Genomic DNA, 21,918 nt, shown 5'->3' with positions numbered 1-21,918 from the left:
GATCCTCGTTTCACCTGCGCCCTGAGCGAGCGCGACCCCAATTATGTTGTGCAGTGCAGAACTTGGTCTTGCAATGCACGAGGCATGAATATAATGCCCGGCGTAACCGGCGCAAGACCCGCAGGCCGAGCGAAACGGGAGGACACCCATGAGCCGACGGCCGGCCTTCCGAGGTGACGATGACTGACGCGACCTCAGATCCGCCCCCCGACCTGGCCCTTTGCGGCGGGACAGTCGTCGACGGGGGGTCCGGGCGACCCCGTGTGGCGGATGTCGTGGTCCGCGGCGACCGCATCGTCCACGTCGGCCCGGACGCCAGGCGGCACGCGCCCGCCGCGGCCGAGGTCGTCGACGTCTCCGGGCTTCTGGTGCTGCCCGGCTTCGTCGACGCCCACAGCCACGCGGACGGCCGCCTCGGCGACCCGGCCGTGGCCGAGGCCTACCTACGGCAGGGCGTGACCACCGTCGTCGTCGGACAGGACGGCGTCTCCTTCGCACCGTCCCGCGCCGCCACCGCCGCGGAACTCGACCGCTACTTCTCGGCGGTCAACGGCCCGCGGCCCGCGGCTCTTTCCACCGACGCGTCGACGGCCGAGCTCCTGGCCCACTTCGACACCGGCATCGGCGTCAACGCGGCCGCCCTGGTGCCCGCCGGCAACATCCGTGCCCAAGTCGCCGGTTTCGCGCCGCACACGCCGACGGCGGACGAACTCCGGCGCATGCGCGCGCTGGTCGCCCGCGGACTGGCCGACGGGGCGGTCGGGCTGTCGACCGGGCTGGAGTACGTCCCCGGCGGGTTCGCCGACGCCGCGGAACTCGCCGAGTTGTGCCGCCCGGTGGCCGAAGCCGGCGCGGTGCACGTCTCCCACATGCGCGGATACGAGGAACGCGCTCACGCCGGTATCGAGGAACTGAGAGGGATCGCGGCGCGCAGCGGCGTCGCCACCCATGTCTCGCACTTCCACGGCCCGGCCGCCGCCCTGCTGCCGCTGCTCGACTCCGCTCTCGACGCCGGGCTGGACTTCAGTTTCGACAGCTACCCCTACACACGAGGCAGCACCATCCTGTCGATGCTCACCCTGCCTCCGGAACTCCAGACCGGCCGTTCAGGGGGCACGCTCGCCCTGCTGAAGGATCCCGCCACCCGCCGGGAACTGGACCGGACCTGGTTCCCCACCCTCGGAGACCTGCCGGACCGGGTGATCCTCGCCTACACCGCCGCCCCGTCCTGGAGATGGGCCGAGGGGCGCCGGCTGACCGAGGTGGCCGCCATGGTGGACCGGTCGGTCGGCGAGCTGATCTGCGACCTGCTGGTCGACTGCGAGTTGGGGGTTGGTTGCCTGGTGCAGCAACCCGCCGCGAACACCGACGACGACGTCAGCGAACTCGCCCAGCACCGCGTGCACATGGCCGGCTCGGACGGCATCTTCATGGGCGGCGCCCCGCACCCCCGGGCCTATGGGGCGTTCGCCCGGTTCCTGCGCGACCAGGTGCTGGAGCGCTCCAACTGGAGCTGGGCGGACGCGGTCCAGCACCTGTCGGCACGGGCTGTGGCCCGGTTCGGGCTCGGGGACCGTGGCCTGATCGCGACGGGGAAGATCGCCGATCTGGTCGTGCTCGATGCCGGGCGTGTGGCCGATCTGGCAACCTACGACGATTCACGGCAGTTCGCGGACGGTGTGGACCACGTGGTGATCGGCGGCACGTTCGCACTCCGCGACGGCCGCCTGCGCAACGCCACGGCCGGCCGCGCGATTCGACGAGGAGGCTCGTCTTGACCGACCGGCTCGCCCCCACCCCAGGCGCACGCAACAACTCGGCCTCGCTGCGCCGGGCGCTCGGGATCCTCATCAGGCTCGGCGACGACGTCGAGGGCAGCGGCTGCACGCTCACCGAACTGGCCGCACAGCAGGGCCTGAGCAAGTCCACGGTGCTGCGCCTGCTCCAACCGCTCGTCGACGCACGCTTCGTCCAGGTCCTGCCGAGCGGCGCGTACCGGCTCGGCTGGCGCAACGCCCAGCTCGGCCAGGTGTATCTGGCCGGAAACGATCCGCACCGCGACGCGCGCGACGTGCTGAAGGGCCTGTCGGAGGCGACGAGCGAGACCGTTCACCTGGTCACGGCGGACTTCCCGCACGTGGTCTACGTCGACAAGGTCGACAGCCCGCTTCCCGTGCGGATGGCGTCGCGGATCGGCAGCACCCAGTCGGCGTACCGGACCAGCGTCGGCAAGGCCATGCTGGCCCACGCCGATGCCGCCGTGGTCGACGCGGTGATCGCGGCGGGCATGGCCCCGCGCACCGAGAACACCATCACCGACGGCGACGCGCTGCGCGCCGAGCTGGCGCGCACCCGTGCCCGCGGCTGGGCGATCGACGACGTCGAGAACGAGGCGGGGGTGCGCTGTGTCGCCGCCCCGATCTTCGACGCGACCGGAGCCGCGACCCATGCGATCAGCGTGTCGGCGCCCGAGGAACGCATGCCGCCGGAGCGGGTCGCGCAGGTGGCGCCCCTGGTGACAGCGGCGGCCCGCGACATCTCGCAGCGGTGGGGAGGCCGCGGATGACCACGGCCGCCCCCGGTGACGGACCCGGCCGGAGCCCGCTCGCGCGGCGCGGCCGGAGCGCCACCAGGTTCCACTGACCAACCCCCGACCCACGGCGTGACCTGCCTCGTCGAAGGCGACCAGGCGGCCCGCCCCCCACCACCCTGTTGTGAGAAGGAGCTGCTCCGTGGCCCCATCGGCGGCCCCCCTGCCCCTGCCCCTGCCCCCGGCCCTGACCGAGACCCGTGTCGTGGCCGTGCTGCGGCCCGCGACGACCGAGCACCTCGCCACCACCGTGGCCGCGCTCATACGCGCCGGTGTCCGAGCGATCGAACTGACCGCCACCACACCGGACTTCCCGGCCGTCCTGGAACGGACCGTCCGGCAGTTCTCGGCCGACGCGGTGATCGGCGCCGGCACCCTCACCGACGAGGCCCTCACCCGCGCCGCGCTCGACGCCGGAGCCGGGTTCGCCGTGTCTCCCGGCCTGGTGGACGAGCTGCCCGGGATCGCGTCCGCGTACGGAGTGCCGAGCATCGTCGGCGCCTGGACGCCGTCGGAGGTGATGCGGGCCCACGTCCTCGGCGCGGACGCGGTGAAGATCTTTCCCGCCGCGACCGGTGGCCCCGCCCACCTGCGCAGCCTGCGCGAACCGTTCCCCGGCATTCCGTTCGTCCCGTCGGGAGGGATCACCGTGGAGAGCGCCGGCGCGTACGTGGCCGCCGGGGCGCTCGCGGTCAGCCTGGGCGGCGCGCTCACCGGCAGCGCGCTGCGCGACGGCGACGTATCGGTGATCGCCCGGCGCGCGACCACTCTGTTCCAGTCGATCGAGGAAGCGGTGTGAGCGCGATGGGTCCCGACGTCGTCACCCTGGGCGAGTCCATCGGGCTGCTCACCCAGCCGGCGAACATGCCGCTGATCCGGCAGCCGACCCTGCGGCTCGGCTTCGGCGGCGCCGAGAGCAATGTGGCCATCGGACTGGCCCGGCTCGGCCGTAGCGCGCACTGGATCGGCCGGCTGGGCACGGACGAGGTCGGCGCGCTCATCGCCCGGGAGCTGCGGGCCGAGGCCGTGTCGACCTCGATCGTGCGTGATCCCGCGCCGACCGGCCTGATGCTCAAGACCCGCCAGGCCTCGGGCCGGGTCCAGGTCGGCTACTACCGCACGGACAGCGCCGGTTCCCGTCTCGCGCCCGCCGATCTCGACGAGGCCCTGATCGCGGGCGCGAGGATCCTGCACGTCACCGGCATCACACCGGCCCTGAGCGCGTCCGCGTCCGACGCGGTGCGCAGGGCCGTCACCCTCGCCGAGGAGCACGGTGTCACCGTCTCCTTCGACGCCAACTTCCGCTCCCGGCTGTGGGACGAGGACCGGGCCCGCCCGGTCCTGAGCCATCTGCTCGGCAAGGCCGGCATCTTCTTCGCCACCACCGAGGAAGCCCTGCTGTTCACCGACGAGAAGGACCCCGAGCGGCAGGCGAGGGCCATCGCCGCACGCGGTCCCGGCCAGGTCGTGATCAAGCTCGGCTCCGCCGGCAGCGTCGCGTGCGTCGACGGCGTCGTCCACCGGCAGCGGCCCCGGCCTGTCGCCGTGGTCGACCCGGTGGGCGCCGGAGACGCGTTCGCCGCCGGCTACCTCAGCGCGGTGCTCGCCGGAGAGGACGCCGCCGAGCGCCTTCGGATCGCGGGTCTGTGCGGGGCCCGCGCCGTCACCGTCCCCGGCGACTGGGAGGGCGCTCCGTTCGCGGCCGAGGTCGACGACACCGGCTGCGACACCGACGTCGTCCGCTGACGAGGGCGGTTCGGGCCCCTAGTCCGCGGACGTCGGCTGCTGCGGCAGCTCCGCCCGCTCCGCCGCCGCCCGCTTGATGGCGGCGTCCCGCTTGCGGACGTACCAGATGCCCAGCAGGCCCAGGGCGCCGCCGGCCAGGCAGGTCCACACCCACCAGGCGTGGCCGTGGTCGTCGAACCAGCCGTAGAAGGGGAGCTGGACCAGGAAGAGGACGAACCACACGATCGTGCCGCCGGTGATGGTGGCGACCACGGGGCCCTCCAGGGGCTCCGGCGCCTCGTGCTTGGGGGTCCACTTCGCCATGGGGATCAGCTTACGGGGCCCGGGGGCTCGGCGTCCCGTCCCTGGCAGAGGGCACGTCTACGCGCGGAGATGGTCTTTTCGGCTTCATATGTTCATACTGAAACGGTCCGAGTCTGGCTACTTCTCTTCGTAGGAACCACCAACAGAGTCGCGACAGGGACCTGGGGGAACCTGTTGGTTGTCGGTTTGTTCCTCGGTCCGGCCCGGAGTCCTGTCACCCACCCGCACCCTTGAGGTCACCCGCATGTCCACCTCGGCCACCGCCAAGGCTTCCGCCCCCGAGCAGCCGGGGACGCCACCCCCGTACGGCGCCCTCGACCGCTACTTCAAGATCTCCGAGCGGGGCAGCACCCTGTCCCGCGAGATCCGCGGCGGGTTCGCCACCTTCTTCGCGATGGCCTACATCATCGTGCTGAACCCGATCATCCTGGGCAGCGCGAAGGACATGTACGGGCACCAGCTCGACAACGGCCAGCTGGTCACCGCCACCGTCGTGACCGCCGCGTTCACCACCCTGCTCATGGGTGTCATCGGCAACGTGCCGATCGCGCTCGCCGCCGGCCTCGGCGTCAACACGGTCGTCGCGCTCCAGCTGGCGCCGCGCATGACCTGGCCGGACGCGATGGGCATGGTCGTCCTCGCCGGTTTCGTGGTGATGCTGCTGGTCGCCACCGGCCTGCGCGAGCGCGTGATGAACGCCGTGCCGCTGGGCCTGCGCAAGGGCATCGCCATCGGTATCGGCCTGTTCATCATGCTGATCGGGCTCGTCGACTCCGGTTTCGTCTCCCGTATCCCGGACGCCGCCCACACCACCGTCCCGCTCCAGCTCGGCGCCGACGGTCACCTCAACGGCTGGCCCGTTCTCGTCTTCATCCTGGGCGCACTGCTCACGCTGGCGCTGATCCTGCGCAAGGTGCCCGGCGCGATCCTGATCTCGATCGTCGCGATGACCGTCCTGGCGGTCGTGATCAACTCCGTCGCCAAGGTGCCGTCCTGGGGTCTGACCACCCCGAAGTGGCCGGGCAGCCCGGTGGCCACTCCCGACTTCGGTCTGCTGGGCAAGGTCAGCCTGTTCGGCGGTTTCGGGAAGGTCGGGGTGCTCACCGGCATTCTCTTCGTCTTCACCGTGCTGCTGTCGACCTTCTTCGACGCCATGGGGACGATCATGGGCATCAGCGACGAGGCGAAGCTGACCGACGCCGAGGGCAACATGCCCGGCATCAACAAGGTCCTCTTCGTCGACGGCATCGCGGTCGCCGCCGGTGGCGCCAGCTCCTCCTCCGCCACCACCTGCTTCGTGGAGTCGACGGCGGGCGTCGGCGAGGGCGCCAGGACCGGCTTCGCCAACATCGTCACCGGCGCGCTGTTCGCCGTGGCGCTGTTCCTGACCCCGATCGCCACCATGGTGCCGTCGCAGGCGGCCACGCCGGCCCTGCTCGCGGTGGGCTTCCTGATCCTGTCCGGTTCGGTCAAGGAGATCGACTGGGCGGACTACACGATCGCCATCCCGGCCTTCGTGACGATGCTGATGATGCCGTTCACCTACTCGATCACCAACGGCATCGGCATGGGCTTCATCAGCTTCGTGGTGCTGCGCCTGGCGGCCGGCCGCGGCAAGGACGTCCCGGTGCCGATGTACGCGGTGGCGGCGGTCTTCGCCTTCTACTACCTGATGCCGGCCCTCGGCCTGACCTGATCCGCCCGGTTCGGCGCGGGTCACCCGACCCCGTAGAACCTCTCCGTCTCCTCGACGGCGGCCTGGAACCGCTCGTCGAAGTCATCCCGAATGAGCGTCCGGACGACATAGTCCTGGACGCTCATTCCTCTTTTCGCGGCGTGGCACCTGAGCCGTTCGAGCAGCTCGTGGTCCATGCGCAGGCTGAGCACACTGGTCCCCATGGAGACGAGGGTTACGGGCCCGTTCCGTGCGAGGCGCCCTGTTTCGGGCCGGAATCACTCGAAAGAGTGAGGGATCTTCAGTGGCGCGCGTCACGGGTGCAAGGCGTGTCCACGGTGGTATTTAGCCAGGGTAATGAGTTAGGCTAAAGAACATGCCGGACCTCACCCATGGCGACGATGCTGCCGCCGTGAACTCCCTGCGCTCCGCCGTGATGCGGTTGTCCCGTCGACTCAAGCACCAGCGTGTCGACGAGTCGCTGAGCCCCACCGAGATGTCGGTGCTGGGCACCCTGTCCCGCTGCGGGAGCGCCACACCGGGCGAGCTGGCCCGCAAGGAGCACGTGCAGCCGCCGTCGATGACCCGCATCGTGGCGCTGCTCGAGTCCAAGGGGCTGGTCAGCCTGGAGCCGCACCCCGAGGACCGGCGTCAGAAGGTGGTCACGAGGACCGCCCAGGCCGAAACCATGCTGGAGGAGAGCCGCCGCAGGCGGAACGCCTTCCTGGCAGGTCTGGTCGAGGGTCTGGACGAGGACGAGTGGGCCAAACTGAGCGCCGCCGCCCCCGTGCTGGAGAAGCTCGCGCACCTGTAATGCACGTACCACTCGGCGAGTGAGCTGCCGACGAGGAGGCGAACCCTTTTGAGTACGGGATCCGGAGCAGACTCCGCCCCCGCACCGACCACCCACGATTCCCGCTCCGCCCTCGACTCCCCCCGCAAGTCCTCGATGTTCAGCTCGCTGAGGGTCAGGAACTACCGCCTGTTCTTCCTCGGCCAGGTCGTCTCCAACACCGGCACCTGGATGCAGCGCATCGCGCAGGACTGGCTGGTCCTGAGCCTCACCGGCTCCTCGGCCGCCGTCGGTATCACCACGGCCCTGCAGTTCCTGCCGATGCTGCTCTTCGGCCTCTACGGCGGCGTCCTCGTCGACCGCCTGCCCAAGCGGCCCACCCTGCTCGTCACCCAGTCGGCCATGGCCGTCACCGGCCTCGCGCTCGCCGTGCTCACCCTCACCGGGCAGGTCCAGGTGTGGCACGTCTACCTCGCCGCGTTCGCGGTCGGTCTCGCCACGGTCGTGGACAACCCGGCCCGCCAGTCCTTCGTCTCGGAGATGGTCGGCCCGGAGCAGCTCCAGAACGCGGTCAGCCTGAACTCCGCGAACTTCCAGTCCGCCCGCCTGATCGGCCCCGCCGTCGCGGGCCTGATGATCACCGGCGTGGGCACCGGCTGGGCGTTCCTCGCCAACGGCCTGTCCTTCGTCGCCCCCATCGTCGGCCTGCTGCTGATGCGCGCCCGTGAACTGCACGTCGTTGAGCGCGCCCCGCGCGGCAAGGGCCAGCTTCGTGAAGGCCTGCGCTACGTCGCCGGCCGCCCCGAGCTGATCTGGCCGATCGTCCTGGTCGGCTTCATCGGCACCTTCGGCTTCAACTTCCCGGTGTGGCTGTCGGCCTACGCCGAGGACGTCTTCCACGCCGGAGCCGGCGCCTACAGCCTCTTCAACACCGTGATGGCGGTGGGCTCCCTGGTCGGCGCCCTGCTGGCCGCCCGCCGCGGCACCGCCCGGCTGCGCCTGCTCATCGCGGCCGCCGCGGCCTTCGGCGCGCTGGAGATCGTCGCCGCGCTGGCCCCGTCGTACTGGCTGTTCGCGCTGCTGATGGCGCCCATAGGGATCTTCGGCCTGACGGTCAACGTCACGGCGAACACCGCGGTGCAGATGGGCACCGATCCGGCCATGCGCGGCCGGGTGATGGCCCTGTTCATGATGGTGTTCATGGGAGGCACGCCGCTGGGTGCGCCCCTCGTCGGCTGGATCACCGACGCCTACGGCGCCCGGGTCGGCTTCGCCGCGGGCGGTGTCGTCTCGCTCGCCGCGGCCGCCACCATCGGCCTGGTCCTGGCCCGCGTCGGCGATCTGCGCCTGTCGTTCGGCTGGTACCACGGTCACCCTCGCGTGGGCCTGGTCCCCCGCGAGCACCGCAAGGAACTGGCCGCCGCGGCGTAGTCCGGGCGCGTCCGGTCCGCCGGGACGGTTCAGTCGCGCGGGAACTCGTCGGTCTTGAGGACGAGGCCGACCGGGGTGTCGTTCAGATCGACCTCGTCACCGAAGCCGAGGCTGAGGACACCCCGGTACTCGCCGTCCTTCGGCAGGGTGTGCAGGTGCCACGTGCCGGTGTACGGGTCCACGATCAGGTACACCGGCACTCCGGCGGCCGCGAAGGCGTCCTTCTTCGGGCCGTAGTCGTTCCTGGCCGTGGCCCTGGAGATCACCTCGGCGACCAGCTCCACGTCCTCCGGGCGCCAGTGGCCCTTCGCGTCCTTCCGGGCGCCCTCCGCGAGAAGATGCCGCCCTCGACGATCTCGGTCTTGAAACCTTCCGGGACGGGCATCTGCTCCAGCCACGCGAACATCTCGTCGAGGGCGGGCCCGTCGCCTTGGTCGGCCGTCTCGGTCCCGTCTGCCCGAACTGTCACTGTGCCCGCTCCTCACCGCTGCCGCCTGGTCGCAGTGCGGCTGCGCGGTACAACGGTGTGCACGGCGACCGGGTCACACCCGGGTGCGCGGCAGGACACTGGGCCCATGAGACTGTTCGCCGCCGTACTGCCCCCGCCGGACGTGCTCGACACGCTCGCGGACGAGATCGAGGGGTTGCGGAAGCTGCCCGGTGCGGACCGGCTGCGCTGGACGCGGCGCCCCGGCTGGCACTTCACGCTCGCCTTCTACGGGGAGGTCGGCGAGGAGGCCGTACCCGAGCTGTCGGCCCGCCTGGAGAAGGCCGCGCGCCGTACGGGGACCTTCTCGCTCGCGCTGCGCGGGGGAGGACAGTTCGGGCGCGGCAAGGCGCTGTGGACGGGGGCGGAGGGCGACCTTGCGCCCCTGCGGCTGCTGGCCGGGCGCGCGGACGCGGCGGCGCGGAGGGCGGGCGTGCCGATGGAGGAGCACCGCCCCTACAAGGCTCACCTGACGGTGGCGCGCGGCCGGGAGCGCCTGGACGCACGGCCGTACGTCCAGGCGCTGCGGGACTTCGGGAGCAGACCGTGGACCGTGGAGGAGCTGGTCCTCGTGCGCAGCCGGCTGCCCGGGTCCGGGGTGCCGGGGGAACAGCCCCGCTACGAGCCGGTCGGGCGCTGGCCACTGCGGTCGGCCGGTTAGTCTCGACTGCGTGGACCCGAAAACCCGGAACCGGATCATGGCCGGTGCGCTCGTGCTGATGTTCGTCGTCGTCGCCCTGGCGGCCGCGCTCGGCAGGTGACGCGAAGCGCGGCCGCCAGGGCCGGTACGGACGCTCGAACGGCGCGGAGCGCGCCTACCGGGGCGGCCTACCAGGCAAAGGCCTCCGGCGACGGACCCGGGCCCGGGTAGATCTCGTCGAGCCCGGCCAGCAGCTCGTCGCTCAGCTCCAGCTCGACCGCCCGCAGCGCCGACGCGAGCTGCTCGGCGGTGCGCGGGCCTACGATCGGGCCGGTCACGCCGGGCCGGGTGAGCAGCCAGGCCAGCGCGACCTCGCCGGGCTCCAGGCCGTGCTTGTCGAGCAGGTCCTCGTAGGCCTGGATCTGCGCGCGTGAGGTGGGGTCGGCGAGGGCGTCGGCGGCCCGCCCGGACGCCCTGCGCCCGCCCTCGACCTCCTTCTTGATCACACCGCCCAGCAGCCCGCCGTTCAGCGGCGACCAGGGGATGACCCCGAGGCCGTACTCCTGCGCGGCCGGGATCACCTCCATCTCGGCGCGGCGCTCGGCCAGGTTGTAGAGGCACTGCTCGCTGACGAGCCCGATCGTGCCGCCGCGCCGGGCCGCGATCTCGTTGGCCTGGGCGATCTTGTAGCCGGGGAAGTTGCTGGACCCGACGTAGAGGATCTTCCCCTGCTGCACCAGCACGTCGATGGCCTGCCAGATCTCCTCGAAGGGAGTGTTCCGGTCGACGTGGTGGAACTGGTAGAGGTCGATGTAGTCGGTCTGCAGCCGCTTCAGACTGGCGTCGACCGCCCGCCGGATGTTCAGGGCGGAGAGCTTGTCGTGGTTCGGCCAGGCGTCGCCGTCGGCGGCCATGTTCCCGTACACCTTGGTGGCGAGGACGACCTTGTCGCGCCGGCCGCCGCCCTGCGCGAACCAGTTCCCGATGATCGATTCCGTACGGCCCTTGTTCTCGCCCCAGCCGTAGACGTTGGCCGTGTCGAAGAAGTTGATCTCCGCGTCCAGTGCCGCGTCCATGATCGCGTGGCTGTCGGCTTCGTCGGTCTGCGGTCCGAAGTTCATCGTCCCGAGGACCAGCCTGCTGACCTTGAGTCCCGTGCGCCCGAGCTGTGTGTACCTCATGGTCACCAAGCCAACGTCTTGGAGTGCGCTCGATGCAAGGGGGGCGTGTACGAGACGGGGGGGCTCAGTCGCGGGGGAACTCGTCCGTCCTGAGGGTGAGACCGAGGGGGGTGGTGCTCATGTCGACGTCGGTTTCGTAGTCGACGCGCAACTCGCAGGTGTAAGAGCCCTCCTTGGGTTCCGTGTACACATGGCACCTGCCCTGGTACGGGTCGGCGATGAGGTACACGGGGACACCGGCGAGGGCGTAGGCCGCCTTCTTGGGCCCGTAGTCGTTGTGAGCCGTCCCCTTGGAGATGACCTCGGCGATGAAGTCGACGTCCTCGTACCGCCAGCGACCCTCGTCGTCCTTTGCCGCGCCTTCGCGCAGTTTGGCCACATCGGGGCAGAAGCCGTTCTCGAATCCGGGGAAGTCGATGCGGACGTCCGTGAACACGCGCGTGCGGCGCCTTCCGAAGCGATCTTCGAGAGCCCACAGGATTTCACGGATGGTTTCCCAGCGGATGTCCCGCTGCGGCGTCATGAAGACACTGCCCCCTACGACCTCTGCCTTATAACCCTCGGGGACGGGCATCCGCTCAAAGCGCTTGAACCAGAGGTCCAGGTGCTCGGCGTTCTCGTCGGCCATCTTGATCTCGATCCTGTCCTCCAGGACGGTCATCGTGGCGCTCCTCCCCCGCTGCCCCACGGACGAGTACAGCCGTGCGGTACAACGATACGGTCGGCGGCAAGGGCACGGGCGGCAGCGCATATGCCAAACGAGTCGCCGCGGTTCAGCCCCCGTACTCCCCGCCCCAGCCCCACTCCCGGTGCAGCGTCCCCGCGAACGCGCCCGCGATCTTGTGCTCGCCGCTCTCGTTCGGGTGGGTGCCGTCGTAGGTGTCCGTGTGGAGGTCGTACGTCGGCGGCGGAGGCGCCAGGAGCAGCGGGGAGCGGGGTTCGTCCAGGTCGGCCACGGTCTTGGCCAGCAGCTCGTTGAAGCGGTCCACCTGCGCGGCGAAGAGCGGGTCGGCCTCGGCCCGGATGTTCGGGATCACCGGGAGCACGACCGCGTGGACGCGCGCGTTGGCGGCCCGCGCCCGCGCCACGAAGGCCTCCACGTGGACCGCCGTCTGCTCGGCGTTCGTGTAGAAGCCGAGGTCGATCAGGCCGAGCGCGACCAGCAGCACGTCCGCACGGCACTCCCGTACGGCGTCGCCGACGAGCGGGACCATGTGCCCCCAGCCCTCGCCCCAGCCGGCCAGGTGGGCGCGCGGGAAGTCCGGATCGGCGTAGGCGAGGGAGACCGGCGCGTCCGCCGACTTGTCGTACAGCGTCTCGCGCGGGCCGACGAGGGTGAACGGGCCGCCGTACGTCCCGCACAGGTGCTGCCACAGCCGGTAACGCCAGGTGTGTTCGCCCGTGCTGCCGATCGTCATCGAGTCACCGACGGGCATGAACCTGAGCATCCGCTCATCATGGACGACGGACGGGAGCGGTGCGATCTGAGTGCGATGTGAGGCCCGCCACGCTGTGTGAACATCCGTGCGGAATGGCACTCTTGGGCGATGCGCCGACCGTTCGCCCTGCTCGCCGGGGCTCTTCTCACGGGTGTGCTCGCCGCGCCCGCCGCCCTGGCCGCCGACGGCGACGACGGGTTCACGATCAAGGACCCGCGGATCAGGGAGTCCAGCGGTCTCGCTGCCTCGCGCCTGCATCCGGGCGTCTACTGGACGCACAACGACAGCGGCTACGGGCCGCAGATCTACGCCGTGGACGGCAGGACCGGCGAGACCGTCGCCACCATCACCCTCAGCGGCATCGGCAAGCCCCGCGACGTGGAGGCCATCTCCCTCGGGCCCGGCAACCAGATCTACGTCGCCGACACGGGCGACAACCTCGGCGGCACCTGGCCGTACGTGTGGATCTACCGGCTGCCCGAGCCGAAGGAGCTGAAGGACCGGACGATCCGGGCCACGCAGTACGTGGTGAAGTACGCGGACGGCCCCCGCGACGTCGAGTCGATGGTCGTGCACCCGAAGACGGGGCGCGTCTACCTCATCGACAAGAACGAGGACGGCGGCCACCTCTACGAGGGCCCGGCCGAACTGTCCCCCTCGGGCACGAACGTCTTCGAGCCGATCGCCCCGGTCGACCTGTGGGCCACCGACGCCGCCCTCTCCCCGGACGGCACGCACCTCGTCGTGCGCGGTTACTTCGGCGGCATCCACTACGACTGGAACGGCGGCAGGATCAAGCGCGCGGGCCGGCTCGACGTGCCGCTCCAGAGGCAGGGGGAGTCCGTCACCTACAGCGTCGACGGCACCAAGCTGCTGTACGGCAGCGAGGGCGTCGAGAGCCCGGTGCAGGTGCGCGACGCACCGGATGCCGACGGGTCCGCCACGTCGCCGTCCAGGCCGGGCGGTTCGAGTTCCGCGGGTTCCGTCGCGGACGACGGCGGCCGCATCGGCGCGGGCACCGTCGCCGCGGTGGCCGTCGCGGCGGCCGCGGTGTGGGGGCTGAGGCGTTTGTTGCGTCGGCGCTCTTGACGGACGGTAGTCACCTGACTTCCACTGGGAGGCGCGGGTGTGTGGGAGCGCTCCCACTCGTTCCGGTCCCGCGGTCCCCTCGGGAGGAAGCAGCACCATGTTCCGCACTTTGCGACGAGCGCTGTGCGCTGCCGCGGCGCTCCTGTTACCACTGGGCCTGGGACTCGGCCTGCCGGCCACCGCGCACGCGGCCCCGGCCGCGGGCGGCGCCGGCTACTGGCACACCAGTGGACGTCAGATCCTGGACGCGTCCGGACAGTCCGTCCGGATCGCGGGCATCAACTGGTTCGGTTTCGAGACCGACAACCGTGTCGTGCACGGGCTGTGGTCCCGCGACTACAAGAGCATGATCGACCAGATGAAGTCGCTGGGCTACAACACCATCCGGCTGCCCTACAGCGACGACATCTTCAAGGCCGGCGCGATGCCCACGAGCATCGACTTCTCCGCCGGCAAGAACGCCGACCTGCAAGGGCTGAACTCGCTCCAGGTCATCGACAAGCTCGTCGCGTACGCCGGTCAGGACGGCCTGAAGGTCATCCTCGACCGCCACCGGCCGGACTCGGGCGGCCAGTCGGCCCTCTGGTACACCGCCTCCGTCCCCGAGTCGACGTGGATCGCCAACCTCAAGTCCATGGCGTCCCGTTACAAGGGCAATGCCACGGTCATCGGCATCGACCTGCACAACGAGCCCCACGACCCGGCGTGCTGGGGCTGCGGGGACCAGGCCACCGACTGGCGGCTGGCCGCCGAGCGGGCCGGCAACGCGGTCCTCTCCGTCAACCCCGACCTGCTGATCTTCGTCGAGGGCATCCAGACCTTCGACGGCGTCTCCGGCTGGTGGGGCGGCAACCTGATGGGCGTCGGCCAGTACCCGGTGCGCCTCGACGTGGCCAACCGGGTCGTGTACTCCGCGCACGACTACGCCACCAGCGTCGCCCAGCAGGCCTGGTTCAGCGACCCGTCCTTCCCCAACAACATGCCCGACATCTGGGACAAGTACTGGGGCTACATCTTCAAGCAGAACATCGCCCCCGTGTGGGTGGGCGAGTTCGGCACCACGCTCCAGTCCACGGTGGACCAGAAGTGGCTGGCCGCACTGGTGAGTTATCTGCGCCCGACCTCGACCTACGGCGGTGACTCCTTCTCCTGGACCTTCTGGTCCTGGAACCCCAACTCCGGTGACACCGGCGGGATCCTGAAGGACGACTGGCAGACCGTGGACACGGTGAAGGACGGGTACCTGGCGACCGTCAAGGCCTCGGGCTTCCCGAGCACCGGGGGCGGTGGCGACAACGGCGGTGGTGACAACGGCGGTGGCGACAACGGCGGCGGTCAGGCCGCCTGCAAGGCCGCTTATGTCGTCAGCAGCGACTGGGGCGGGGGCTTCAACGCCGATGTGACGGTGACCAACACCGGTTCCACTCCGATCAAGTCCTGGAAGGTGACCTGGACCTGGAGCGGTTCCCAGAAGGTCGCCACCATGTGGAACGCGTCGTACACCCAGAGCGGGGGGACCGTGACGGCGGTCAACGCCGACCACAACGGGGCGATCGCGGCCGGTGGTTCGACCGCCTTCGGCTTCGGGGGCGAGCCCGGGGGCGGGGCTGTGCCGAGCGTGACCTGCACGGCGTCGTGACGCCCGCGAGGCGCCCGGCGGCCGACGCCGGGCGCCTCGCGTCCGCGGCGCGTCGCCGGACCGGGCGGCGTCCGGCCGGGCACCGGCACCCACGCGCGGAGGGCGGAAACTGATCCGTTCGGCGGATCGTCTTGGCCTGTGAGGCCAAGCGGAGACCGAGCGGAGGGGGAAGCCGGGGTGGGCCACGAGCGGGCGGGCAGCGGTGCGGCTGCGGTGAGGGCTGCGGTGCGGGCGGTGGCGCCGCCGTGGGCGCGACGCCGGGTGGGGCGGCGGGCTCTGGGCCAGGAGGCACGGAGGGATCCGGGCCAGGAGGCGGGGCGGGCCCCGGGCCGGGGGGAGTCGGCCGGTGCGGGGCGCGGGTCGCCGTGGCGGCGGGGGCGGGTGCTTGGCGCGCTCGCGGTGCTGACGGCCGGGCTGCTGGCGTTCCACCGGGCCGTGCCCAACTCCGTGGGCCGCGCGGGCAGTCTGCTGGAGGCGTTCCTGCCGTGGCTCGGCCTGGTGGTCGTGGTGCTGTTCGCTCTCGCGCTGCTGCGCCGTTCGGCCGTGGCGCTGGTGGCTCTGCTGCTGCCCGTGGCGGCCTGGACGTACCTGTTCGGCGGGCTGCTCCTGCCCGGGACGGCACCCGGCGCCCGCCATCTGGTCGTGGTGCAGCACAACGTCAGCGACGAGAACGCCGATCCGGCGGGCACGGCCCGCGCCCTGGCCGACGCCGGGCCCGACCTCATCGCGCTGGAGGAACTGGTGCCCCCGGCGCTGGCGGTCTACGAGCGGACCCTCGCCGCCGCCTACCCGTACCACGAGGTCCGGGGCACCGTCGGAATCTGGTCGAGGCATCCGCTGACCGGTACGCGGACGCTGGACATCAAACCCCGAGGGATCACGGAGGCCTGGAGCCGAGGGCTGCGGACCGTGGCGCACACGCCGCACGGCCCGGTCGCGGCGTACGTGGCCCACCTGCCCTCGCTCCGCGTCCGGGCGAGCGGCCTCACGTCCGGCCGGCGCGACGAGAGCGCCCTGCTGCTGGGCGAGGCCATCGCCGCCGAGGAGGTGAGGACGGTGATCCTGCTGGGCGACCTCAACAGCACGGTCGAGGACCGCGGGCTCGCCCCGCTGACCTCGCGGCTGAACGTGGCGGAACGGGGCCTCGCGCTCAGCTTCCCCGCGGCCTTCCCGCTGGCCCGGATCGACCAGGTCATGGCCCGCTCTGCGTCCGTCGCCGAGATCCGCACCCTGCCCGCCACCGGCAGCGACCATCTGCCGGTCGCCGCCAGGGTCGAGCTGGGCTGAAGCAACGGGGCTGTCTCGCGAGGCCATCGAGTGGAACGGCGCTTTGGCGTTCGTGAGTTGTTTTCCGACGGCTCCCTGGGCCGCTCAGGGGGCGGCCGGGTCCGGCGCATGCGTTCTCGGCGTTCTCTCAGGCCGAGAACGAGAGGTAACGCTGCCTCAGATTTTCGGGGTGTCGTCAACAATCGGCCTGTGAATCTCAACGACCGGCTTCCACCCCGCGGAGAACTCGATGAAGTCCGCACGGGTGGGGTAGGTGTCGATCGCGCGACGGTCACGCTTGGGGCTGTCGCCCCCCTTGCGCCCCCGGGGAATCTGCTCCTCGAAGATGTCGACCTTCACGTCGGGAACCTCCTTGAGGCCCTGGCGCCAGATCTGCACGATGTCGGCGCCGAACGCCTGCCGGGCCGCAGCGTAAAGGGCCGTGAGGGCCCCCTTGTCCCCACCAGGGACGAAAAGTGCCAGGTCCAGCACGACACCGGCGGACTGGAGGACCTCGATGGTCACCGAGCCGTTCTCGTCGGCCAAGTAGATTCCGGCTTCATTCTCGTCGTCGGGAAGGCAGGAGACCTCTTCCTGGAATACGGTTCGCGCCGTGATCGAGCCGCCCTCGAAAGCCTCACCGGACTTGGTCAGAAAGGCAGGGACATAGCAGTCGGGAAGCTTGAGTTCTGCCGTGTCGGCGGAAACGAAGATCCTGTCCTTCACGCCGAGCTTCGTCACCTCTTCCAGCGAGAGGCGGCGGGCGGCGATCTTCTCCGTGTTCACGATTTCCCTTTCAGGTTGCACTGTCCCTCCGAACAGGGACGCTACCACGAAACCCCGAGGTCAACTGCCCAGTAATCGTGGGGTAGATGGCCTCCGACGGCCTGCGCGGGAGGATACCGAAGCGAGTGCCACTCGGTCGGAACGCGCATCCGCCAGGTAGTGTCCCTCGTCATGGTGTTGGGCATCAACTTGCCGTTGCATTTCGGTGCGTTGGGTAGCGCGGGGAACTAAAAGAGAGTTTACGGTAGATATCACCCATATCCCCTTCGGGGGTGGCGAGGTAAGGCGATCCATTCGTCGCGCATCTCGAAGAGTGCAGCGGAAGCAAACCGGGTGGTCCGACAACGCAACAACGCAGACCCCCACCGGCAACATCTGGATGGAGCGCGAACCGGAAGTCGCGTACTGCCGCGCCCTCTTCGGTCAGGACTTCGGCGTAGTCGGCTGACGCACGTTGCTGACGTCTCGTCATGGTGGGCGGGGTTCGGTACACAGCAGGCACGGACGTCCGTCCGCGATCACCTGGCAGGCATTCCTTCGCCAGTTCTCGTAGGCATCGCACACACGAAGGGCGCCCGGCGGATCACCGCCGGGCGCCCTTCACGGACGTAGGAGACGGCTACAGCCTCTCGATCACATGGTCGACGCACTTCGTCAGGGACTCGACGTCCGCCGGGTCGATGGCCGGGAACATCGCGATGCGCAGCTGGTTACGGCCGAGCTTGCGGTAGGGCTCGGTGTCGACGATGCCGTTGGCGCGCAGGGTCTTGGCGACGGCGGCGGCGTCGATCTCGTCGGAGAAGTCGATCGTGCCGATCACCTGGGAGCGCTTGGCCGGGTCGGTGACGAACGGGGTCGCGTACTTGGACTCCTCCGCCCAGGAGTAGAGGCGGGACGAGGAGTCCTTGGTGCGGGCCGTGGACCAGGCGAGGCCGCCCTGGCCGTTCAGCCACTCCAGCTGCTGGTTGAGCAGGAAGAGGGTGGCCAGCGCCGGGGTGTTGTACGTCTGGTTCTTGCGGGAGTTGTCGATCGCCGTGGGCAGCGAGAAGAACTCCGGGACGTGGCGGCCGGAGGCGTGGACGCGCTCGGCGCGCTCGAGCGCGGCCGGGGAGAACACGGCGATCCACAGGCCGCCGTCGGAGGCGAAGGACTTCTGCGGGGCGAAGTAGTAGACGTCGGTCTCGGCGATGTCGACCGGGAGGCCGCCCGCGCCGGAGGTGGCGTCGACCAGGACCAGGGAGCCCTCGTCCGCGCCGGCCACGCGCCTGATGGGCATGGCGACACCGGTGGAGGTCTCGTTGTGCGTGAAGGCGTAGACGTCGACGCCCGCCTCGGCCCGGGCCTCCGGGTGCGTGCCCGGGTCGGAGGAGACGACGGTGGGCTCGGCGAGCCAGGGGGCGAGCTTGGCGGCCTTGGCGAACTTCGAGCTGAACTCGCCGAAGGTGAGGTGCTGCGACTTGTTCTCGATCAGACCGTGGGTCGCGATGTCCCAGAACGCCGTGGAGCCGCCGTTGCCGAGCACGACCTCGTAGCCGTCGGGGAGCCGGAACAGCTCGCGGATGCCCTCGCGCACCTGGCCGACCAGGTTCTTGACCGGGGCCTGACGGTGGGAGGTGCCCATGAGGGATGCGCCGGTGGCGGCGAGGGCGTCCAGCGCCTCCGTCCGCACCTTGGAGGGACCCGCGCCGAAACGTCCGTCCGCGGGCTTGATGTCAGAGGGAATCCGGATCTCAGCCACGAACGGGAGAGTAGCGGGTCGGAGAAATCCGGGTGAAACGCATTCCGCCGGGTGAGACGGCCGGTGAATCGATCGCGTGCATGCTGGACGCATGACCGATCTCGCGGATCTCTCGGGGCTTGCGGCACAGCTGCGCCGGGCCGTGCGCGGGGAGGTGGCGTTCGACGTCACCTCCCGGGCGCTGGTCACCATGGACGCCTCCAACTACCGGCGGGTCCCGCTGGGTGTGGTGGCTCCGTGGGACGCCGACGACGTGGCGGCGGTCCTCGAGGTCTGCCGGGCGCGCGGAGTGCCGGTGGTGGCGCGGGGCGGCGGCACCTCGATCGCGGGCCAGGCGACCGGGACGGGCGTGGTGCTGGACTTCACCCGGCACATGAACCGGGTGCTGGCGCTCGACCCCGGGGAGCGGACCGCCGTCGTCCAGCCGGGGGTGGTCCTGGACCGGCTCCAGGAGGCCGCCGCGCCGCACGGGCTGCGCTTCGGGCCGGACCCGTCCACGCACAGCCGGTGCACGCTCGGCGGGATGATCGGCAACAACTCGTGCGGCTCCCACTCGGTGGCCTGGGGGACGACCGCGGACAGCGTGCGGGAGCTGTCGGTGCTCACCGCGCGGGGGCGGCGACTGCGGCTGGGGCGCGAGTGGGCCGGGGCGCCGGACGGGCTGCGGGAACTGGTGGAGAGCGAACTCGCCCGGCTGCGCACCGGCTTCCCGCGACTGCCCCGCCGCATCTCCGGATACGCCCTGGACGCCCTGCTGCCCGAGAACGGCGCGGACGTGGCGCGCTCCTTCTGCGGCTCGGAGGGCACCCTCGGCGTGCTGACGGAAGCGGTCGTACGGCTCGTCGAGACACCTCCCGCGCGCGTGCTGGCCGTGCTGGGGTACGCGGACGAGGGCGCCGCCGCCGACGCCGCGGCCGGGCTGCTGGAGTACCGGCCGCTGACGGTGGAGGGGATGGCCCGGGACCTGGTGCCGGCCGCGGCGGCCGATCTGCCGCGCGGAGACGCCTGGCTGTTCGTGGAGACGGGCGGGCAGACGGCGGGGCAGGCACGCGCGCGTGCGGAGACGATCGCGCGGGCCGCCGACGCCGTGGACACCGTGATCGTCGAGGATCCGGCGGCGCAGCGCGTGCTGTGGCGGGTCCGGGAGGACGCGAGCGGTACGGCGACCCGGATGCCGGACGGCACGGAGGCGTGGCCGGGGTGGGAGGACTGCGCGGTGCCGCCCGAGCGGCTGGGCGCGTATCTGCGGCGGTTCCGGGAGCTGCTGGCCGCCCACGGCCTGCGGGGCGCCCCGTACGGGCACTTCGGGGACGGCTGCATCCACGTCCGTATCGACTTCGACCTGCTGACCCCGGCCGGGATCGGCAATTTCCGGCGGTTCTCGCAGGAGCTGGCCGAGCTGGTGGTGGCGCACGGCGGTTCGCTGTCCGGGGAGCACGGGGACGGGCAGGCCCGCGCCGAGCTGCTGCCGACGATGTACGGCGCGCGGACGGTGGCCCTCTTCGAGCGGGTCAAGGGACTGTGGGACCCCGACGACCTGCTCAACCCCGGGATGCTGGTCCGTCCGGCGCCCCTGGACGCGAACCTGCGTTTCGCCGTGCTGCCGCGCCGCCCGGTCGACGTGGCCTTCGGCTACGCGGCCGACGGCGGGGACTTCTCGGCGGCGGTGCGCCGGTGCGTCGGCGTCGCGAAGTGCCGTACGACCGAGGTGTCGGGCGCCGCGGTGATGTGCCCCTCCTTCCGGGTCACGGGCGAGGAGGAGCACTCCACGCGCGGGCGTGCCCGGCTGCTGCACGAGATGCTCGCCGGCGAGCTGGTGACCGACGGCTGGCGGTCGGCCGAGGTCCACGACGCGCTCGACCTGTGCCTGTCGTGCAAGGGGTGCCGGTCCGACTGCCCGGTCGGGGTCGACATGGCCACGTACAAGGCGGAGTTCCTGCACCACCACTACGCCGGACGGCGCCGCCCGGCCGCCCACTACGCCATGGGGTGGCTCCCGGTGTGGCTGCGCTGGGCGGCCCGCACGCGCACCGGGCCGCTGCTGAACGCGCTCGCCGCGCTGCCGCCGCTCGCGTCGGCGGTGAAACGGCTCGGTGGAATCACACCCGAACGAGGGATCCCGCGCCTGGCGCGCGAGCCGTTCACCCGATGGTGGCGCACGCGGGCGGCCGCGGGCCGCGGGGAGGGGGCGGGCGATCTGGTCGTCCTGTGGCCGGACACCTTCACCGAGCACCTGTCGCCGTCCGTGGGGCGGGCGGCCGTCCGCGTGCTGGAGGCGGCCGGACTGCGGGTGGCGCTCCCGCCGACGCTGCGCCTGCGCCGCCCCCTGGTGGGCGGCGCGGGCGCGACGCTGCTGAACCCCGTGTCCGTCCTGCGCGGCCGGGGCCGCGTCTGCTGCGGCCTGACGTACGTCTCCACCGGACAGCTGGACCGCGCCCGCGCGGTGCTGCGCCGCACCCTGGACCTGATGGAACCGGTGCTGGAGACCGACGCGCCCGTCGTCGTCCTGGAACCGAGCTGCGCCGCCGCCCTGCGCACCGACCCGCCGGAGCTGCTGCCCGGTGACCCGCGGGCCCGCCGTCTGGCCGACCGCGTCCTGACCTTCGCCGAGGCCCTCCAGCGCCACGCCCCCGGCTGGACCCCGCCCCGGCTGGACCGCCCGGTCGCCGGCCAGACCCACTGCCACCAGCACGCCGTGCTCGGCGACGCGGCCGACCGGCGCCTGCGGGAGGCGGCGGGTCTGACCGGTGAGCTGTCCGGCGGCTGCTGCGGACTGGCCGGGAACTTCGGTTTCGAGAAGGGCCACTTCGAGGTGTCGGCCGCCTGCGCCGAGGAACAGCTCCTGCCGTCGGTGCGACGGGCCCCGGACGGCGCCGTGGTCCTCGCGGACGGCTTCTCCTGCCGCACCCAACTGGACCAGCTGGCCGGAGTACGGGGACGCCATCTGGCGGAGGTACTGGCGGAAGGGCTGGAGGGGCCGGAAGGGCTGGAGGGGCCGGCAGGGCTGGAGGGGCCGGCGGGGCGGGGCGGCTCGTGACCGTGGCCGCCGAGCGGCCGAGCGGCATGGGTGGCGCGTTGTGCGCTGTGGGGCGGTGGGGGGACGTGGACAGGGGTG

General features: G+C 71.2%; 19 protein-coding genes and 1 pseudogene. 12 read left to right on the top strand and 8 right to left on the bottom strand.

The annotated features are described in order from the left end of the window. The first annotated feature begins 263 nt into the window (after positions 1–263). From ACIHCX_RS24075 to ACIHCX_RS24060, 4 genes are all read left to right on the top strand, one after another. Complete coding sequence (locus ACIHCX_RS24075) at positions 264–1,778, top strand: amidohydrolase family protein (protein ID WP_400032715.1); 1,515 nt, start codon at positions 264–266, stop codon at positions 1,776–1,778. Next, positions 1,775–2,566, top strand: a complete 792-nt coding sequence (locus ACIHCX_RS24070) for an IclR family transcriptional regulator (protein WP_400032713.1) — start codon at positions 1,775–1,777, stop codon at positions 2,564–2,566. Before ACIHCX_RS24075 ends, ACIHCX_RS24070 begins: the two co-directional genes overlap by 4 nt. 166 nt (positions 2,567–2,732) lie before the next feature. Continuing rightward, the gene (locus ACIHCX_RS24065) at positions 2,733–3,389 is read left to right on the top strand and encodes a bifunctional 4-hydroxy-2-oxoglutarate aldolase/2-dehydro-3-deoxy-phosphogluconate aldolase (RefSeq protein ID WP_400032711.1); all 657 of its coding nucleotides are present in this window, start codon (positions 2,733–2,735) and stop codon (positions 3,387–3,389) included. A 5-nt stretch (positions 3,390–3,394) separates the two neighbouring features. Next, a complete protein-coding gene (locus ACIHCX_RS24060) occupies positions 3,395–4,336 on the top strand; it encodes a sugar kinase (RefSeq protein ID WP_400032751.1) in 942 nt (313 codons plus the stop codon). An 18-nt stretch (positions 4,337–4,354) separates the two neighbouring features. Here the strand turns inward: ACIHCX_RS24060 and ACIHCX_RS24055 are convergent, their stop codons facing one another. Beyond that, positions 4,355–4,639, bottom strand: a complete 285-nt coding sequence (locus tag ACIHCX_RS24055; RefSeq protein ID WP_400032709.1) for a DUF2530 domain-containing protein — start codon at positions 4,637–4,639, stop codon at positions 4,355–4,357. 244 nt (positions 4,640–4,883) lie between these two features. Between ACIHCX_RS24055 and ACIHCX_RS24050 the strand changes: the two genes are divergently transcribed. After that, positions 4,884–6,335: an NCS2 family permease gene (locus tag ACIHCX_RS24050; protein ID WP_400032707.1), complete on the top strand. Its 1,452-nt coding sequence runs from the start codon at positions 4,884–4,886 to the stop codon at positions 6,333–6,335. 20 nt (positions 6,336–6,355) lie between these two features. Here the strand turns inward: ACIHCX_RS24050 and ACIHCX_RS24045 are convergent, their stop codons facing one another. Then, a complete protein-coding gene (locus tag ACIHCX_RS24045; RefSeq protein WP_400032705.1) occupies positions 6,356–6,538 on the bottom strand; it encodes a ribbon-helix-helix protein, CopG family in 183 nt (60 codons plus the stop codon). Positions 6,539–6,690: 152 nt separating this feature from the next. On the opposite strand from ACIHCX_RS24045, the gene ACIHCX_RS24040 reads away from it, so the two are divergent. Together ACIHCX_RS24040 and ACIHCX_RS24035 are read left to right on the top strand one after the other, a co-directional pair. Then, on the top strand, positions 6,691–7,128 hold the full coding sequence (locus ACIHCX_RS24040) for a MarR family winged helix-turn-helix transcriptional regulator (RefSeq protein WP_400032703.1): 438 nt from the start codon (positions 6,691–6,693) through the stop codon (positions 7,126–7,128). 48 nt (positions 7,129–7,176) lie between these two features. Continuing rightward, positions 7,177–8,538, top strand: a complete 1,362-nt coding sequence (locus tag ACIHCX_RS24035; protein ID WP_400032701.1) for an MFS transporter — start codon at positions 7,177–7,179, stop codon at positions 8,536–8,538. Positions 8,539–8,567: 29 nt separating this feature from the next. Here the strand turns inward: ACIHCX_RS24035 and ACIHCX_RS24030 are convergent. Next, positions 8,568–9,007: pseudogene (locus tag ACIHCX_RS24030) on the bottom strand (Uma2 family endonuclease). Positions 9,008–9,113: 106 nt separating this feature from the next. Here ACIHCX_RS24030 and thpR point away from each other — a divergent pair. Beyond that, entirely contained in the window at positions 9,114–9,686 is a 573-nt protein-coding gene (gene thpR, locus ACIHCX_RS24025) for an RNA 2',3'-cyclic phosphodiesterase (RefSeq protein ID WP_400032699.1), read from the top strand. Between the two features lie 167 nt (positions 9,687–9,853). On the opposite strand, the gene ACIHCX_RS24020 is transcribed toward thpR, so the two are convergent. From ACIHCX_RS24020 to ACIHCX_RS24010, 3 genes are all read right to left on the bottom strand, one after another. After that, complete coding sequence (locus tag ACIHCX_RS24020; protein ID WP_400032697.1) at positions 9,854–10,846, bottom strand: aldo/keto reductase; 993 nt, start codon at positions 10,844–10,846, stop codon at positions 9,854–9,856. Between the two features lie 64 nt (positions 10,847–10,910). Continuing rightward, positions 10,911–11,507 carry a Uma2 family endonuclease gene (locus tag ACIHCX_RS24015; RefSeq protein ID WP_400032695.1) on the bottom strand — a complete coding sequence of 199 codons (597 nt, stop codon included), beginning with the start codon at positions 11,505–11,507 and terminating at the stop codon, positions 10,911–10,913. Between the two features lie 112 nt (positions 11,508–11,619). Continuing rightward, positions 11,620–12,294 (bottom strand): GDSL-type esterase/lipase family protein, encoded by a 675-nt coding sequence (locus tag ACIHCX_RS24010; RefSeq protein ID WP_400032693.1) that lies wholly within the window; start codon positions 12,292–12,294, stop codon positions 11,620–11,622. Between the two features lie 99 nt (positions 12,295–12,393). Here ACIHCX_RS24010 and ACIHCX_RS24005 point away from each other — a divergent pair, with 99 nt between their 5' ends. The 3 genes from ACIHCX_RS24005 (at position 12,394) to ACIHCX_RS23995 (ending at position 16,300) form a co-directional block, all read left to right on the top strand. Next, positions 12,394–13,374, top strand: a complete 981-nt coding sequence (locus tag ACIHCX_RS24005) for a WD40 repeat domain-containing protein (protein WP_400032691.1) — start codon at positions 12,394–12,396, stop codon at positions 13,372–13,374. A 97-nt stretch (positions 13,375–13,471) separates the two neighbouring features. After that, positions 13,472–15,013, top strand: coding sequence for a cellulase family glycosylhydrolase (locus tag ACIHCX_RS24000; protein ID WP_400032689.1), 1,542 nt, complete (start codon positions 13,472–13,474; stop codon positions 15,011–15,013). A gap of 381 nt (positions 15,014–15,394) precedes the next feature. Next, positions 15,395–16,300, top strand: coding sequence for an endonuclease/exonuclease/phosphatase family protein (locus ACIHCX_RS23995; RefSeq protein ID WP_400032687.1), 906 nt, complete (start codon positions 15,395–15,397; stop codon positions 16,298–16,300). A 156-nt stretch (positions 16,301–16,456) separates the two neighbouring features. Here ACIHCX_RS23995 and ACIHCX_RS23990 read toward each other — a convergent pair whose 3' ends face one another. Next, positions 16,457–17,065 (bottom strand): hypothetical protein, encoded by a 609-nt coding sequence (locus tag ACIHCX_RS23990; protein WP_400032685.1) that lies wholly within the window; start codon positions 17,063–17,065, stop codon positions 16,457–16,459. 619 nt (positions 17,066–17,684) lie between these two features. After that, positions 17,685–18,803 carry a phosphoserine transaminase gene (gene serC, locus ACIHCX_RS23985; protein WP_400032683.1) on the bottom strand — a complete coding sequence of 373 codons (1,119 nt, stop codon included), beginning with the start codon at positions 18,801–18,803 and terminating at the stop codon, positions 17,685–17,687. 91 nt (positions 18,804–18,894) lie between these two features. Between serC and ACIHCX_RS23980 the strand changes: the two genes are divergently transcribed. Further along, the gene (locus ACIHCX_RS23980; RefSeq protein WP_400032681.1) at positions 18,895–21,840 is read left to right on the top strand and encodes an FAD-binding and (Fe-S)-binding domain-containing protein; all 2,946 of its coding nucleotides are present in this window, start codon (positions 18,895–18,897) and stop codon (positions 21,838–21,840) included. Positions 21,841–21,918 lie beyond the last annotated feature (78 nt).

This window comes from Streptomyces sp. NPDC052043, from assembly GCF_044548235.1.
GTDB lineage: Bacteria > Actinomycetota > Actinomycetes > Streptomycetales > Streptomycetaceae > Streptomyces.
Note: the sequence above shows the minus strand (reverse complement) of the source record. Positions and strands in the feature narration are given on the sequence as shown.